The following is a 15,068-nucleotide window of genomic DNA, read 5'->3' as shown; positions in this document are numbered from 1 at the left end:
ATGGTGGGTCAAGCACTTTTGCTCGCCGGCGTTGGCCTGATGGCTGGCATCCTGGGCGCCTTGCTGGGGCTGGGCGGCGGCATCATCATCACGCCGGTGTTGACGTTGATGATGGGTCTGCCGATCCAGTACGCGATCGCCGCCAGCATTGTCGCGGTCATCGCCACCTCCAGCGGCGCCACCATCGCGTACCTCAAGGACGACATGCTCAACCTGCGCGTCGCGATGTTTTTGGAAATTGCGACCACGGTTGGCGCGGTGCTCGGCGCGATTTTAACCGGGTTGTTCAACGCCAACATCCTGTACTTCCTGTTCGGGGCGCTGCTGCTGTTTTCGGTTTACAACATGATCCGCAAGATGCTGATGAAGCCGGAAAACATCAAGGCGCCGGTGCCGGACAAGGCGGCCGAAAAATTGAATCTGAACGGCGAGTACTTCGACAAAAGCACCGGTCAACGCGTTGAGTACCAGGTCACGAATGTCCCAGGCGGGTTTGCCATGATGTTCGGTGCCGGGCTGGCATCTGGTTTGCTGGGCATCGGGTCTGGGGCCTTCAAGGTCCTGGCAATGGACACCATCATGAAAATGCCGCTGAAGCCGTCGACTGCCACGTCAAACCTGATGATGGGGGTCACCGCTGCCGCCAGTGCGACCGTGTACTTTTTCAACGGCTCGCTGCAGCCGCAAATTGCCGCGCCGCTGGCAATCGGTATCCTGATTGGCGCCACGCTCGGCACCCGGCTGATGCAGATCATGCCGACCAAGGTGCTGCGCTGGATCTTCATTCCGGCGATTGGCTACATGGGCCTGCAGATGCTGCTTAAAGGATTCGGGGTGAACATCGGATGAACCAGAAAATCGAAACCGAAACCAAAGACATTGAGCTGATCATCGGCAAGATCCTGCGCATCGGCGTGATCGTCGCCGCGACCGTGATCGGGATTGGCCTTCTGATGTTCCTGATTGAAGGCACCGGCGGTTATCCAGCCGGCGCGCACCCAAGCCGCCCAGCGGCCATCCTGCAAGGAGTGATCGCGCTGAAACCATACGCGGTGCTGATGCTGGGGTTGTTTCTGTTGATCCTGACCCCGGTCCTGCGGGTCGTCGTCTCCATTTACGCCTTCATCAAGGAAAAAGACCGCCTGTACACCTGGATCACCACGGTGGTGCTGGTCATCCTGATCGGTGCAATGGTCATTGGGTACTTGGGCTAACTGGTAACGCCTCGCTGGCAAGCGAGGCGTTTTTGCATGACACGAGGGCTTGACCGCCGCCCGGACAGGCGTATGATTATTCACATAACATGATTTACTGTGAAAATTCATCACGTGAGGAGCCGCCATGTCCAACTTCAGTTACCAAGTTTTTCGCGCCGTGGTCACGGAGAAAACCTTTATCCGCGCCGCCGCGGCGCTCAATGTCACGCCCAGCGCGATCAGCCACAGCGTCTCGCAGCTGGAAACCGCCCTTGGCTTTCCACTGTTCATTCGTAATCGCACTGGCGTTGAGCTGACCCCGGACGGCCGGCAGGTGCTGCCGACGGTGCAGGCCATCTTGAACCTTGAGGATCAGCTCACCCAGATTGCAGACAACATCAACGGCCAAAACACCGGCCGCGTTCGGCTGGGGGCTTTTTCCTCAGTGTCGACCAACTGGCTGCCGCCGGTGATTCGCCAATTCAAGGCCGAAACGCCGAAGGTTGACGTGTCGGTGATGCAAGGCGGCTTCAACGAAATCGGCGAGCAGGTGCGCACCGGCACGCTCGACATCGGTTTTTCACTGCTGCCGGTGGAGTCGTCGCTGGTGGTCGTGCCGCTGCTCAAGGACCCGATTTACTGCATCACGCCGCGCGACTTTACGCCGAAAAACGGCAAGACGATGACCGATGCCGACATGAATAAGCAGACCTTCATCCTGCAGCAAGGCGACTACGACCGCGACACCAAGGCGGCCCTGGACCGCTATCAGGTGTCGACTAACTCGCTGAATTACTCGATCGATGACCAGTCGATTCTGTCGATGGTCGAGGCGGGACTGGGCTTTGGCGTGCTGCCTGAGCTGGCCTTGCAGAAGCTGACCGGTGATGTCAACGTTTGGCCGTTTTCCGAGCCCTTCGCCCGGACTTTGTGTCTCGTCACGAATCCGACCACGCAAAAATCACCGTCAGTGGAGCACATGCTGACGGTGATCGCGCAGTTCGTTCAAAAGACGTATCCGGATAACTTAATGCCCGCGGGCCGGTAGCTTGTCCATGGCGGCATTGAGCGCCGCGTCGACCTCGTTGTTGTGCTGGTTGGTCGCGTGGCCCTTGACCTTGTGAAACACCGGCGGTTCGGCGAAGCGGTCGACTTGCGCCAACAGCGCCTGCCACAATTCTTTGTTGATGACCGGCTTGCCTTTTTTCTGCCAGCCGTTTTGCTGCCACTTGACCCACCAGCGCTCGTTCATCGTGTTGATGACATAGGCGGAGTCGGAATAGACATCGACCTGGTAGTTCGGCTTGGTGATCGCCTTGAGGCCTTCGATGACCGCGGTGATCTCCATGTAGTTGTTGGTGCGACCGTAATCCGCGCCGGAAAGCATTTTCTTATGCGCCCCGTAAATCAGCAGCGCGGCCCACGCGCTTTTGTCCGTCGGCCGCACGGAGCCGCCCTTGACGTTGCCTGTGTTGCGGTTGCCGCCGTCTGTGTACAGTTGAATGTTGATGTCTGCCACCTCCAGCAATCATTATACGTGCTGGTGGGCTTCAAGCAAGAAGGAGAACCCATTGACCAATCCCAAAAGCATCTACTTTGCCGCCGGCTGGTTCACGCCGGCGCAAAAACAAGCCTACGACCAGGCCTTAGCCGCCATGACCCAAAACCCGACCCTGGCGGCTGATCAGTCATACATCCCGCTGGCCCACCCGTACAAAAACTTGGACGTGGGCCAGCACCCTGAGTACCTGAAGGACCCGGAATGGGCCACGGCCACCTATAAGGGCGACCTGCTGGGCATCAAGCAAACCGACCTCGTGGCGGCCGTTTATCTGCCCAAGGCGGAAGACGTCGGCTGCGGCGTGGAGATCGGGTACGCGCACGCGCTTGGCAAGCCGGTGGTGCTCATCGTTCCCGACGCGCAGTTTGGCGAGCCCATCAATCTGATGGCCTGGGGTGCCGCCGATATTGTGATGCGGCTGTCCGAGATGGCCACTTACGACTTCTCCAGCCTGACCGCCAATTTCTATCCCGGCGCCGTGTACTGATCCGAACCAAGAGTAGGAGGAACGCTTATGAACCAAAAATTGATTGCCTTAGACCTGGATGGCACGACCCTGAACCAGGACAGCCAGCTGAGTGCTGAAACCATTAAGACGCTGCGGGCGGCCATCGCTGCCGGCCACCTGGTGGTCATCACCACCGGCCGGCCGGATTCGATCACCGAAAATTTTTACGATCAAATCGGCCTGACCGGGCCCATGATCAATTTTAACGGCGGCTTGATTCAAAAGCCGCACCAGCAGTGGGACCGCGAGCTGCAGGCGACCATTCCAATCGCCACGGCGTTGCAGCTGCTGGACCTGCGCCAGGATTTTGACATTCGCGTGATGGTGGCGGAAGGCAAGCAGCTGCTGCGCGCCGACCACCCGTACACCAACATTCCCTTCCTGCCCGACCTGCCACATCCGGCCCACCTGTTTGATCAGGTCGGCTTGACCCAGGCCCCAATTTCGGTGACCCTGTTTGTCGACGGCGACCTGCTGGCGCCGCTGACTACCGCCGTCCACCAGCGCTTCCCGCAGCTGGTCGCCAAGACCTGGGGCGCGTGGAGCGGTGAGCACACGGCACTTGAGATCACAACGGCGCACGCCTCCAAGTCGCGCGCTGTGGCTTACGTCGCCGGCGCTTACGGCATCGCGCAACCGGATATTCTTGCGTTCGGGGATGACCTCAACGACCTGGATATGATCGAATACGCCGGAGTCGGCGTGGCCATGCAAAATGCCCGCCAGGAGGTTCTGGCCGCGGCCAATGCGGTTACCCCGGCTGACAATGCGCATGACGGGGTCGCCCGCTTTTTGCAGTCGTACCTTCACCTTGCCGCCTAAGGAGGAGCCATGGCCTCACATCAACTGACGAAACGGGAACAACTTGTCATCGGCTCGATGCTGTTTGGGCTCTTTTTTGGCGCCGGCAATCTGATTTTTCCGGTGTTTGTGGGTCAGCAGGCCGGCAGCCACCTGGGACCAGCACTGCTGGGCTTCTTGCTGTCCGGCGTCGGGCTGCCGCTGCTCGGAGTGGCGGCAATCGGCATCACCAAAACCGACGGCGTCTACGAGCTGGCCAAGCAGGTGAACCGACATTACGCCTTTTGGTTCACGCTGGTGCTGTATCTCTGCATTGGACCGGCGTTCGCACTGCCGCGCCTGGCGCCGATTTCCTACGAGATTGGATTGGCCGATGTGGTTGGCCGCGGCCATCAGACGCTGGGAATGTTGGTTTACTCGGTGCTGTTCTTCGGGTTGGCGTGGTGGTTTGCCCGCCGGCCGAGCAAGATCATGGATTATGTCGGGAAAATCTTGACGCCGGCATTTCTGATCGTGCTGGGCATTTTGCTGGTCGCCGTCGTGGTTCATCCGCTGGGCCAAGGCGGCGCTCCTGCTGGGGTCTACCGCAGCCAGCCGCTGCTCACTGGCTTCACCGCCGGGTATTCGACCATGGACGCGCTGGCCGCCTTGGCTTTTGGCATCATCGTCGTCGATGCGCTCAAGGACCTGGGCGTCACCAAGCCCACGGCCATTGCCGGTAACACAATTAAAGCCGGGGCGCTGGCCGTCGTGTTGATGGGCATCTTATACGCGCTCTTGGCACTGCTAGGCCGCGATTCGTTAGGTGTCTTTGCCCGGGCCAGCAACGGTGGACCGATTCTGGCGAACGTCGCACGGGCCTACTTTGGGCCGGTGGGGGCGATGCTGCTGGCGGCGATTGTGATCTTGGCCTGCCTGAAAACGGCGATCGGGTTGATCTCCGCGTTCGGCGATGCGCTGCACGAGCTGTTTCCGAAAATCTCCTACTTCACGCTGATCAGTTTGGCCTCTGGGGCCGCGCTGCTGTTTGCGAATTTTGGGCTCGATGCCATTCTCAGCGTGGCCACCCCGGTGATGTACTTCCTGTACCCGCTGGCGATCACGCTGATCTTGCTCAGCCTGCTGACGCCGTGGCTGGGCCACGCGCGCGGCTTGTTTGGCACGGTGACGTTATTCACCCTGGTGCCGGCGCTGCTCGATGGCCTCAACGCGCTGCCCACTGGTCTGCACCATGGCTGGATCGCCCAGTTGCTGCGGCTCGGTCACTTTCTGCCGGGGTTTGCTTACGGCCTCGGCTGGGTCGTGCCGGCCGTCCTGGGCCTGGTGGTCGGCACCGTGCTGGAGCGCGGCTTGCGGCATCAAAAAAGCGCCTGATTTCAGGCGCTAGGGTTTTTACTTTTTGGCGTTGCGAGCCGGCTGGTCTTCCGGTTCTGGCTCGGGATCGGGATGGCCGCCGCCGAGGTTTTTGGTGACGGCTTTGAAGTTGATGACAATTTTGAAGTTGAGTTCGGCGGCGTTTTGCTTGTCGCTGGGATCATAGTCGGTGATGTTGAGCAGTGCTGAGTTTTCGTACTTTTTCTGCACGGTGCCAGTGAAGACGTGCGCCATATCTTCCTTGACTTTGGCTCTCACGGTATCGCCGAGCAGGATTTCTTCTCTCTTCATGACTTTCAGTTCCTTTCGCTCTATTCCTTAACGGATAGGAAGGATACTAACGCATCACTAGGGTGAAAGCAATAGATATTGCTTAACTTTTCTCGAACCAGAATGATTTGCCAAAAAGCCTGTAGAAGGCTTATCGTATAGAGGAAAGAAAACGAGAAGGGATGACGATTTTTGGCTGAGACCACACTTTTGTTCAAGGATCTGAGCGATGCCGCAAAACACACGGCGATCTCGGATTTTGCCACGTTTTACATTGATCAGTACCAGCACGAGGGGCTAGACGCTTTGGCGCAGATCGACTTGACCGGACACATTGCCGATATTAACCAGTGGCTGCTGGTCAACGACTCATTTCTGCCGGACGAGTTGCATGATGGCCTGGTTCGTGACCGCAGCGACAACTTTGCCGCCTTGCTGACGACCGTGAAGGCGAAGTTTAACGCCAACGGGAAGCCCGCACAGCCATGGTCGGAATGGTACGACAAGACGATTGCAAAGGCCCCGCAAGGTCGTTAATCCATTGCAGCAGTGAGTGATCACTGCTTTTTTGATGCGCGGGGTTCCTGTATAATAACCTGATATTCTTTGGGAGGCGAGAGCATGACCCCATATTTGATCGTTTCAGACGTCGACGGTACCCTGGCCATCGACAACACCACCATCACCGCGCGCACCAGCGCGGTGATCAATCAGCTGCTGGACCGCGGCCACCAGTTCTACCTGGCCACCGGGCGCATGCACGCGCTGGCCGAAAACATGGCCAAGCAAATCGGGCCGCGGGCCGAGATCATCGCCTCTAACGGTGCCTCCTACGACGCCCCAGGCGGTCGGGTTCACCATCTGCTGGGAGCCAAAGCCTTGGCCGCTATTGAGGCCGCCACGACCAAGCACGGACTGACCGGTGTCTACTACACCGACGATGCCGTGTACTACGTCAGTGACCCTGATCCCGTGCTGAAGCAGTACATGTATTCTTTTGCGCCCAAAGATCTGGCCATGGCGGTCACACAGCTGCCTGACGTTTCCGCCCTGGTGGCGCACGCCGGTGAGATCATCAACGGCAATGTGTTTTCACTGCACGACCATGGTGAGCTAGCCGCGGTCCGAGCCGAACTCGCCCAACAAGACCTGCTGCACCTGTCAGCCAGTTTCACCAACAACATCGAGCTGATTCCTAAGCACGTCGACAAGGCCAACGCGGTCGCCGAACTCCAGGAAAAGCTCGCCATTCCGGCAGATCACACCATTGCGTTTGGCGACGGGCAAAATGACATCGGGATGCTGCAAAGTGCCGGCATCTCGGTCGCGATGGGTAACGCGGTGCCAGCCGTTAAGGCGGCCGCCAAGTACGAAACCGGCCCCAACACCGAGGACGGCCTGGCTAACTTTTTGGCTGATTACTTCAAGCTGTGAGTGCCGCACCCAGCGGCGCTTTTCTTATGCTTTTGGCCGGCTTCGTGGTACCGTTAAGGCAAACTAAAGGAGAGTGATCACATGTATCACGCAGACGAAAATCGTTACGCGAACGTGCCAGTGCGGCATGCCGGGAAAAGCGGCCTGATGCTGCCGGCGATCTCGCTGGGGCTCTGGCAGCACTTCGGCTCAGCGGACCCACTCGCAGCGCGCCGGGAGGTCATCCTGGCTGCTTTTGACCGCGGGGTGTTCCACTTTGATGTGGCCAACCACTACGGCGACGGGGACTTTGGCTCCAGCGAAAGCTTACTGGGCCAGATCCTCGGCAATGAGCTGAAACCGTATCGCGACGAGTTGGTGATTTCCACCAAAGTCGGCTACGAGATCCATCCCGGCCCCTACGGCACGGGCACCTCGCGCAAGGCGGTGCTGCAAGGCATCGACGACTCGCTACAGCGCCTGCAGTTAGATTACGTCGATTTATTTTACGCGCACCGCTTCGACGACACTGTGGATGTGGCCGAAACCGTGCGGGCGCTGGATGACGTCGTGCGGCAGGGCAAGGCGCTGTACATCGGGGTCTCGAACTATGACACGCCGCAGGCTAAGCGTGCAATCCGCTTGTTCCAGGACTTGGGCACGCCGTTTGTGGTCGACCAGATGAGCTACAACATGTTCAACCGCAGTGTCGAAACCACCGGCCTGCTGGACGTGCTGCGTGATGCCGGGGCAGGGCTGGTTGCTTATGGGCCACTGTCTGAGGGCCTGCTTTCCGATCGGTACCTGACGGGGATTCCGGAGACGTTCAAGATCCACCCCACCAACGAGGCGACCTTTGCCGCCGGCCGCGCTTCGGTGGTCACCAAGCTTAATGCCTTGAACGACCTGGCCGCGGGACGCGACCAGACGCTGGCACAGATGGCGCTGGCCTGGCTGCTGCGGGATACGGTCGTCACGAGTGTGATCATTGGCACGACTAGCGTGGCGCACCTCGAGGATAACCTGAAAGCTTGTTCACACCTGGACTTTACGGCGGATGAGTTGGCGACAATCGATAAGATCATTAGCTAACAGATAAGATTCACTAGGTTAACTATCGGCCTGTATTCCTGTTAAATCAGGGATGCAGGCCTTTTTGTATTGTTCATTCTTTTCCAGGACCTCGGCACCCCGTTTGTGGTCGACCAGATGAGCTACAACATGTTTAACCGCAGCGTCGAAACCAGCGGGCTGCTTAATGTGCTGCGCGACGCCGGGGCCGGTCTGGTGGCGTACGGCCCGCTTTCGGAGGGGCTGCTCTCTGACCGCTACCTCGGCGGCATTCCGGAGACCTTCAAGATCCACCCGACGAACGAGGCCACGTTTGCCAATGGGCGGGCCGCTGTCGTCACCAAGATCAATGCGCTCAACGAGCTGGCAAAAGGCCGCGACCAGACACTGGCCCAGATGGCGCTGGCCTGGCTGCTGCGTGATCCGGTCGTCACCAGCGTGATCACTGGAACCACCAGTACGGATCACTTAGTGGATAACTTAAGATCTTGTTCACACCTGGACTTTACTCCTGATGAATTGACGGAAATTGAGAAAATCATCAAGTAGCTAGACGTTATCATCAATTGCCAAAAAGCCCGCATTCTCTTATCAAAGGGGTCCGGGCTTTTTCTTTACATAATTATATAAATAACAAATGTCTGATTTTCTTGTGAGTGAGGCAACATGCTAGGCTTTAAATAGGTAAAAAATAACCGTATTCATAAGTTTGGAGGGGAATGTATGCGTTTTTTTAAACCGTACTATGACGACGGTTAGCGTGTCTCGCTGAGGTAGGGATCACACGTTAAGGAGGAACCACATGAAAAAAACTATCATGCACGGCCTCATGGTGCTGGTGTTGCTCTTGACTCAGGCCGCCAGCCTGAGCGGAGTGAACGTCAATGCGGTCGCTCCGCCCGAAGAACACGTCATCCTGGATGATGAGCAGCAGCGGGTGACGGTCAGCGGCGAGGAGACAGGCGATGAGATCACCTGGACGCTGAACTATCAGCGCTATCACACCACTGACCTGCGCGCATTAAAGCTGCGGGTCAGCACCGATGAGGCGGGCAACGATCAGCTCGCACCGCAGGAGAATGATCTGGTTCAAGCGACCCAGGCCACGACCCCGGCGGAACAATGGCAAATTGAAAAAGACTATAGTCAAACGGCTAAGGGCACGTTGAAATATACGACCCGCAAGGACGTGCGCAAGATCTTCGTCGCTGTCCAGGCTAACCAAAAAGGCGGCCGAACCGCCCAGATGCCTGCGGGCGTTGCGGTTCACACCGCTGGCGATGAAGCAGCCGCGGCAGGGGATGCCGACCCTGACGCCGACGCCGACCCTGATGCGGATGTTCAAGCTGATATCCTGAACGAGGATCAGGCCGGCCCGCACGAAGTGGCACTGCCGGAAGCCCCGGCAGTTGAAGAAGCTGCTCCGGAAGCGCCAGAAGCAGAAGCGACTGAAGACGAGGCCGAAGCAGCCGAAGAACTGGCGGCAGTATTGCCAGAAACAAAAGCGATCGGCAATATTACCAAGCCAGGCGGCGGCGCAGATCTCAATGCCGTTAACCTGATGCTCAGTAGCTCGGTTCAGGCCCAGAACTTCCGGGTAGCCGCCTATTCTGACGGCGTAGAAATACCTCTCAACAATAGTCAAGGTGTTAATTACTACGACAAAAGCGTGAACAGTCAGGCTGGCCGTGGCAAGTATGGTTCGCGGGAAGACATGGAAAAAAAGGTCTCGACTGATTACACGACTGGCACTTCAGCCGCAGTGATTTTCTCGCGTACTAACCCACCGACAAAATTCGAAATTCGCGTTTATTACAGCAACGTCGGCCAAGTTCTGGATACAAATCTCAATCCGGTCGACATTGGCGCGTATGTGACGGTAAACAATATCCAACGGCGCCAGAACAACCTCGAATGGAATTACCCTAATCCGATGGGAATCGATTTTTCTAGTAACTTCTACTCAGGGATCTCGATCGCGAATATCTTTGCCCTGGACTGGGAGGTTCAGTTCTTCCAGGCGAACGATCCGAGCCGCTTGATCAACTTTGTCACTTCCGAAAACGCGACTGGCAGTCCTCAACTGACGTTCACGTCACTTAACCCAGGGGAATTCGCTGGTTCAATGCAAGGCTTGACGGCGAGTGTTGTTAAGACCGACTGGGTAAAAAACACCGCGTTTAACGCAACCCGGCTTGGGCCGAGCAACAGTAAAACTTCCGTTAATTCGTGGCGTAATGGGACTCCGCCTAACACCTGGGTCGAAGCCGATAAGGCAGGCGCAGGCGATGTCACGGGGTACACGGCTCGTTACTGGGGCAACTGGGACAATCCTAACAACTTAGAAGACGACGAGTGGGGCGATAACATCACTGGCGACCGGTTTGAGTATGGTGCCGTCGCTTTCAACCTGACTGGTCACACATTTAAGTTTGTTCGCGGAACTGGCTCGCAGGCGACCTCAACGTGGCTGGCCAATGCCAGTGGGGACATCAAGCTCTTTAACCCGGACGTTGCAGTCAATAAGAGTGTCACGACTAATTCTGATGCGGGTGGTGGCACGGAGCAAGACATCCGTGATAAAGGTGCGATCTACACGCCTAACGAAATGGACGGAGAGAAGGTCAACGACTATTACGTTAATCCGCAAACCGGTCAAAATAACGCAGGTGGCAAGCAACTTTACTACTACCTCAACCAACAGCTGTACAGCCAGGTTGGTGACTACATCGCTCGGCCAGACAGAATTGAGATTACTGATCTGCTGCCAGCAGGGGTTAAGCTTTCGAGCTCCCGCACGCAACCAGCAGTTAGCTTGTTTGGTGATCGTACGGTAACCAGCGCTTCTCGCGTCATTTCCCTACCAGCTAACCAAATCGTCACGCAAGACGAAGGCGGCCGAACGAGGGTGACAGTGAAGCTTGATTCGGAGCAGATCAAACAGCTCAAATTTACTAAGGGATTCTTCAGTATTCGCTTGGCCATTGAGCCGACCACTGCAGAAGCTGACCTGCCAGATGGTAAATTCTGGATGGAGAACGTTGCCACCTCCGAATGGTTTATGCAAGATGAAAAGAATCAAGAGGAAAAGGTTTATAGCGAGAAAACGAACATGGTCAAAATCTTCCAAGAAAAGGAAGAAGTCGATGTTTCCTTCACCAAGATCGGCGACGCAGGCCAAACGCTGAAGGGTGCAAAGTTTGCCCTCTACGATGATGAGATTGAAAAGTACGTTTCCAACATCACCGGAGATAACGGCGTGGTTAACTTCACCAAGGTGCGTCCGGGAAAATACACCATGAAGGAAATTGAGACCCCGACTGGTCATAAAGGATTGCCAGCAGAAGGTATTCAAGTAGAGATCAAGGCCGACGGTAGTATTACTTGGGATACCAAGTGGGGTGAAGCCGGAAAGTTTAAGAATGCCCTTAAGCCATTCCGCCTTGATTTGACCAAGAAGGGTGAACCTGAGGACTACCTTAATGGGGCGGTCTTCAAGATCACTGGCGACGACTATGACAAAGAGGCAACCACCGAGGACGGCAAGCTAAACTTTACCGATCTCACTGCTGGTGTCTACACCCTTGAAGAATTGGTCGCACCAAGCGGCTATAAAACGCTGGAAGGTAAGTTCACCCTGACTATCGGCAAGAACGGCGAAGTGAGCCTGGAATACAGTGCCGATGACATTGCGCTGGATAAGGGCTACACCTTCGATTCCGAGCTAACCGCGGTCAGTGTGACCCATAATCAGATCAATATGACCGTGAACAACGAGCCAATCGATCCGGTGCTGCCAGCAACTGGTGGTCCGGGCACGTCAGCCTTCGTCGCGATGGCGGCGATGATCGTGGCCCTTGCCGTTGGCCTTTGGCTTTTCTTCCGCCACACCCGCGAAATGGAGGTGCGCTAACATGTTGAAAAAACTTCTGCTGTTTGCCGCCGCCGCGGCGTTGGCGATCCCATTTTTGAAACCGCAGGCCACGGCTGCGGCCGAGGCGGCGCCTAAGAACACGGAGATCGTGATCCACAAACGGATCAACCGCGATATTCGCACCACCGCCCGGCCGGATGATGAATGGGGGGATTTCTCCTGGAACTACAACAACACCGGGGAACTTCTTGACCAGATTCAAACCGACAACACCTTCGGCCTGAACGGCGCGACCTTCAAGCTGTTTGATGCCACTTCGGCATACAACGAAGCGCGGGCGAAGGGCCAGCCGGTGAAAGCGTTCGTCGACGAGTGGGCGAATAAGAAACGTAGCGAGGCGTTGAAAGAAGCCGAAGCGGATTTCGCCACTATCGCGGAGCAGACAACCGAAACTAGCACAGTTGCCGGCAAGGCTGAAGACGGGATTGCCCGCTTCACCGTGCCGACCAAAGTGGGTGATCAATACGCCGCCTACCTGATCATTGAAACCGGGGTTGGTGCGGAGTCACTTGTCAACGTCGACTTGTCACGCAAGGCAGCGCCGCTCATGGTGGTCCTGCCGCAGCGCAACTCGGCCAATGAGTACTTGAGCACGATTCACATCTACTCCAAGAACATCGGCTATGTTCGCGATCCGTACTTCTTCAAGTTTGGCCGGACCGCGACCGGTGAGGATGTTCGTCTGGAAGGTGCCGTGTTTGCCCTTTACGAGATTCAAAATGGGCAGAAGCGCTACCTGAGCATGTCCGAAGTGACCGACCTGAAGAACGAATGGGTTGAATCCGCAGACCCGCTCAACGATGACAAGGTGAACAAGTTCATCTCCGACAAGGATGGCCTTGTGAACACCGGCGAACGCTTCCTTCCGTCGGGCACGTACTACTTCGAAGAATTGCGTTCCGTGCCAGGCTATGTGAATGACTTGGGTGATAAGGGCGTTAAAGTTGAAATTCCCACTTCTTGGGAAAAGGAAGACGGCAGCAAAAACCCGGTACTGATCAACGGGGAACCAATGGACGAAACCGAATCCGGTGTCGTGCTGAAGCCGACGATTGAAAAGGGCCGCCCGCGTGTCTACAACGCGCGCAAGACCGACCCTTTCCAACCGACGACGCCAACGACCCCAGCGGCTCCGACCACCCCGGACAAGCCGTCTTCCGGCCGCTTACCGCAGACTGGCAATCTGATCAGTTTTGCGATGATTGCGCTTGGAATGCTTCTGATGCTCTTCGCTTGGCGGACAACGCGTCGCCACCAACTCAACCGATAAGGAGAACACAACAATGACAAAAGCAACTAAACTGACTCGCTTCACGATGGCAGGCCTGATGGTTTGCTCGATGGCCCTCACCACGATGACCACAGTTGCCGCAACTTCCCCAAACGTGACCACGGCGGCGAAGGCTAAGACAGACAATAAGCTACCGGAAACGGTCACCGTCAACGTACATAAGCTCAGCTTCCTTGATGCTGATTCAACCCCTCAGCAAAACACTGGGGCGCAGATGACTTTTGAAGGCTCAAAGCCTGTTCCGGGTGTTCAGTTTGATCTTTATAACATTCGTGGGTTAGTTGATTCCATGGTACCGGACTTGATGGAAAAAGACGAATCACTGACTTTGACAGAGGCGATTAAGAAAGCAACAACGCAAATTAGTCATGAATGGTCGCAAAACAAGGGCACCTGGATTGGCGCCGGTGCTGTAAAGGGCGACAGTGTGATCACAGGCAATGATGGTGTTGCCAAGTTTAATAACGTGGTCACCAAGACGGGTGATAAGTATCAAATCTACCTAGCTGAAGAAGTTCGGAGCGAAACGCTAGGTAACAGCAACATGTTCATGAGCTTGCCGCTAGTTTTTGGGATGCCTATCACGGACGATGAGGGTAAGTACTTCGAGGATATTCACCTGTATGCCAAAAATAGTGCCATCGAAAAGCAAATCACAAACACCAAGGATGAAAATTCTTCAGATGAAAAGGTCTATAACTTCGAAGTTGGTGAAGAAATTTCATACGATGCTCGCGTGAATATTCCGGGTAACATTAAAGATAAGAAAGCCAACGGAGAATACCTCTACAATAAGCTTAACATCAAGGACCAAATGACCGAAGTGGGAACGACCCTTAAAGGAATTGATAAAATCGAAGCCGATGGGGAGGACGTGACGCAGCTCTTCACTGATTTAGCACAACGAACAATCATATCAGGTGACGCAAATAGCAAGGCTGGGTTTACATACAATATTGACTTTGCAACGGCTAATCAGGATAAGCTGACTGAACTGCTGAATGCGATTGCCGGCACGCAGGTGAAGTTTACCTATACTGTTGTGATTAACGAATATGCGGTACCGACTCAAGATATCGGTAACGAATTCGGGGTAACGCTTGGTGATGAATCAATTGTGGCCAAGGCTAAGGAAGTTGAAACCGGGGGCTACAAGTTCACTAAGGTAGACTCCAATGACGACGATATTAAGCTGGCCGGTGCAACCTTTAAGGTTTCACGCCAACGCGGTGATATCACTGAGTATGCCGAGTTTGATGGTAAGGCAACCCTCAAGAATGTCGATGGGGTGTACGCAACGGATGACATTGTCTGGAATGAGACAGGGACAACCTTTGAAACGGGTAGTTCAGTAGGTAACGAGGGTAACCTGCAAATCAGAGGGCTAGAAACCGGTGACTATAAGTTGCACGAAATCAAGGCGCCAGACGGCTACGCTAAGTCTGATACCCCGCTGGATTTCTCGATCACCAAAGGGGCAGATGGCAAGCTTGAACTGAACACCGATAATAATCTGTATGCCGAAGTTGAAAACACCCCGATCGACGGCGTTCTGCCGATCACTGGTTCCATGGGCATCGTGGCCTTCCTGATCGTGGGGACGGCAGCGATGGGCACGGCGGTGATGATCAAGAAGCGCCGCGCGTAAT

Annotated in this window: 14 protein-coding genes and 1 pseudogene; 13 read left to right on the top strand and 2 right to left on the bottom strand. The window is 55.8% G+C overall.

The window, feature by feature from the left end:
• Nucleotides 1–3: 3 nt before the first annotated feature.
• From JUE30_RS05235 to JUE30_RS05225, 3 genes are all read left to right on the top strand, one after another.
• The gene (locus JUE30_RS05235; RefSeq protein WP_203623950.1) at nt 4–849 is read left to right on the top strand and encodes a sulfite exporter TauE/SafE family protein; all 846 of its coding nucleotides are present in this window, start codon (nt 4–6) and stop codon (nt 847–849) included.
• Nucleotides 846–1,214, top strand: a complete 369-nt coding sequence (locus JUE30_RS05230; protein WP_125757510.1) for a DUF1634 domain-containing protein — start codon at nt 846–848, stop codon at nt 1,212–1,214. Before JUE30_RS05235 ends, JUE30_RS05230 begins: the two co-directional genes overlap by 4 nt.
• Nucleotides 1,215–1,341: 127 nt before the next feature.
• Entirely contained in the window at nt 1,342–2,244 is a 903-nt protein-coding gene (locus JUE30_RS05225; RefSeq protein ID WP_203623928.1) for a LysR family transcriptional regulator, read from the top strand.
• Here the strand turns inward: JUE30_RS05225 and JUE30_RS05220 are convergent.
• Nucleotides 2,224–2,706 (bottom strand): ribonuclease H, encoded by a 483-nt coding sequence (locus JUE30_RS05220; RefSeq protein ID WP_374706435.1) that lies wholly within the window; start codon nt 2,704–2,706, stop codon nt 2,224–2,226. The genes JUE30_RS05225 and JUE30_RS05220 overlap by 21 nt on opposite strands.
• Nucleotides 2,707–2,767: 61 nt before the next feature.
• Here JUE30_RS05220 and JUE30_RS05215 point away from each other — a divergent pair, with 61 nt between their 5' ends.
• From JUE30_RS05215 to brnQ, 3 genes are read left to right on the top strand one after another with little or no spacing between them, the layout of a single operon-like run.
• A complete protein-coding gene (locus tag JUE30_RS05215; protein WP_203623926.1) occupies nt 2,768–3,244 on the top strand; it encodes a nucleoside 2-deoxyribosyltransferase in 477 nt (158 codons plus the stop codon).
• 27 nt (nt 3,245–3,271) lie between these two features.
• Entirely contained in the window at nt 3,272–4,087 is an 816-nt protein-coding gene (locus JUE30_RS05210; protein WP_203623925.1) for a Cof-type HAD-IIB family hydrolase, read from the top strand.
• A 9-nt stretch (nt 4,088–4,096) separates the two neighbouring features.
• Entirely contained in the window at nt 4,097–5,440 is a 1,344-nt protein-coding gene (brnQ, locus tag JUE30_RS05205) for a branched-chain amino acid transport system II carrier protein (protein ID WP_203623924.1), read from the top strand.
• Nucleotides 5,441–5,458: 18 nt separating this feature from the next.
• On the opposite strand, the gene JUE30_RS05200 is transcribed toward brnQ, so the two are convergent.
• The gene (locus tag JUE30_RS05200; protein WP_125757498.1) at nt 5,459–5,731 is read right to left on the bottom strand and encodes a DUF2187 domain-containing protein; all 273 of its coding nucleotides are present in this window, start codon (nt 5,729–5,731) and stop codon (nt 5,459–5,461) included.
• 171 nt (nt 5,732–5,902) lie between these two features.
• Between JUE30_RS05200 and JUE30_RS05195 the strand changes: the two genes are divergently transcribed.
• From JUE30_RS05195 to JUE30_RS05165, 7 genes and pseudogenes are all read left to right on the top strand, one after another.
• Nucleotides 5,903–6,247, top strand: a complete 345-nt coding sequence (locus JUE30_RS05195; protein WP_203623923.1) for a hypothetical protein — start codon at nt 5,903–5,905, stop codon at nt 6,245–6,247.
• Nucleotides 6,248–6,331: 84 nt separating this feature from the next.
• The gene (locus JUE30_RS05190; RefSeq protein ID WP_203623922.1) at nt 6,332–7,144 is read left to right on the top strand and encodes an HAD family hydrolase; all 813 of its coding nucleotides are present in this window, start codon (nt 6,332–6,334) and stop codon (nt 7,142–7,144) included.
• Nucleotides 7,145–7,225: 81 nt separating this feature from the next.
• The gene (locus JUE30_RS05185; RefSeq protein WP_203623921.1) at nt 7,226–8,215 is read left to right on the top strand and encodes an aldo/keto reductase; all 990 of its coding nucleotides are present in this window, start codon (nt 7,226–7,228) and stop codon (nt 8,213–8,215) included.
• A 78-nt stretch (nt 8,216–8,293) separates the two neighbouring features.
• Nucleotides 8,294–8,743 (top strand): annotated as a pseudogene (locus tag JUE30_RS05180) (aldo/keto reductase); the annotation flags it as partial.
• 253 nt (nt 8,744–8,996) lie between these two features.
• Nucleotides 8,997–12,107 carry a collagen binding domain-containing protein gene (locus tag JUE30_RS05175; RefSeq protein ID WP_203623920.1) on the top strand — a complete coding sequence of 1,037 codons (3,111 nt, stop codon included), beginning with the start codon at nt 8,997–8,999 and terminating at the stop codon, nt 12,105–12,107.
• Between the two features lies 1 nt (nt 12,108).
• Nucleotides 12,109–13,398: a pilin N-terminal domain-containing protein gene (locus tag JUE30_RS05170; RefSeq protein WP_203623919.1), complete on the top strand. Its 1,290-nt coding sequence runs from the start codon at nt 12,109–12,111 to the stop codon at nt 13,396–13,398.
• Between the two features lie 13 nt (nt 13,399–13,411).
• Nucleotides 13,412–15,067, top strand: coding sequence for a SpaH/EbpB family LPXTG-anchored major pilin (locus JUE30_RS05165; RefSeq protein ID WP_203623918.1), 1,656 nt, complete (start codon nt 13,412–13,414; stop codon nt 15,065–15,067).
• Nucleotide 15,068 lies beyond the last annotated feature (1 nt).

It is taken from the genome of Lacticaseibacillus sp. 866-1, assembly GCF_016861825.1.
In the GTDB taxonomy this organism is placed as follows: domain Bacteria; phylum Bacillota; class Bacilli; order Lactobacillales; family Lactobacillaceae; genus Lacticaseibacillus.
The sequence above is the reverse complement of the archived record's forward strand: the minus strand, read 5'-3'. Positions and strand labels throughout refer to the sequence as shown.

Coding starts and splice junctions, on each gene's coding strand:
- JUE30_RS05165 (WP_203623918.1), top strand. CDS start 13,412: ATGACAAAAGCAACTAAACTGACTCGCTTCACGATGGCAGGCCTGATG.
- JUE30_RS05190 (WP_203623922.1), top strand. CDS start 6,332: ATGACCCCATATTTGATCGTTTCAGACGTCGACGGTACCCTGGCCATC.
- JUE30_RS05200 (WP_125757498.1), bottom strand. CDS start 5,731: ATGAAGAGAGAAGAAATCCTGCTCGGCGATACCGTGAGAGCCAAAGTC.
- JUE30_RS05175 (WP_203623920.1), top strand. CDS start 8,997: ATGAAAAAAACTATCATGCACGGCCTCATGGTGCTGGTGTTGCTCTTG.
- JUE30_RS05185 (WP_203623921.1), top strand. CDS start 7,226: ATGTATCACGCAGACGAAAATCGTTACGCGAACGTGCCAGTGCGGCAT.
- JUE30_RS05170 (WP_203623919.1), top strand. CDS start 12,109: ATGTTGAAAAAACTTCTGCTGTTTGCCGCCGCCGCGGCGTTGGCGATC.
- brnQ (WP_203623924.1), top strand. CDS start 4,097: ATGGCCTCACATCAACTGACGAAACGGGAACAACTTGTCATCGGCTCG.
- JUE30_RS05230 (WP_125757510.1), top strand. CDS start 846: ATGAACCAGAAAATCGAAACCGAAACCAAAGACATTGAGCTGATCATC.
- JUE30_RS05225 (WP_203623928.1), top strand. CDS start 1,342: ATGTCCAACTTCAGTTACCAAGTTTTTCGCGCCGTGGTCACGGAGAAA.
- JUE30_RS05210 (WP_203623925.1), top strand. CDS start 3,272: ATGAACCAAAAATTGATTGCCTTAGACCTGGATGGCACGACCCTGAAC.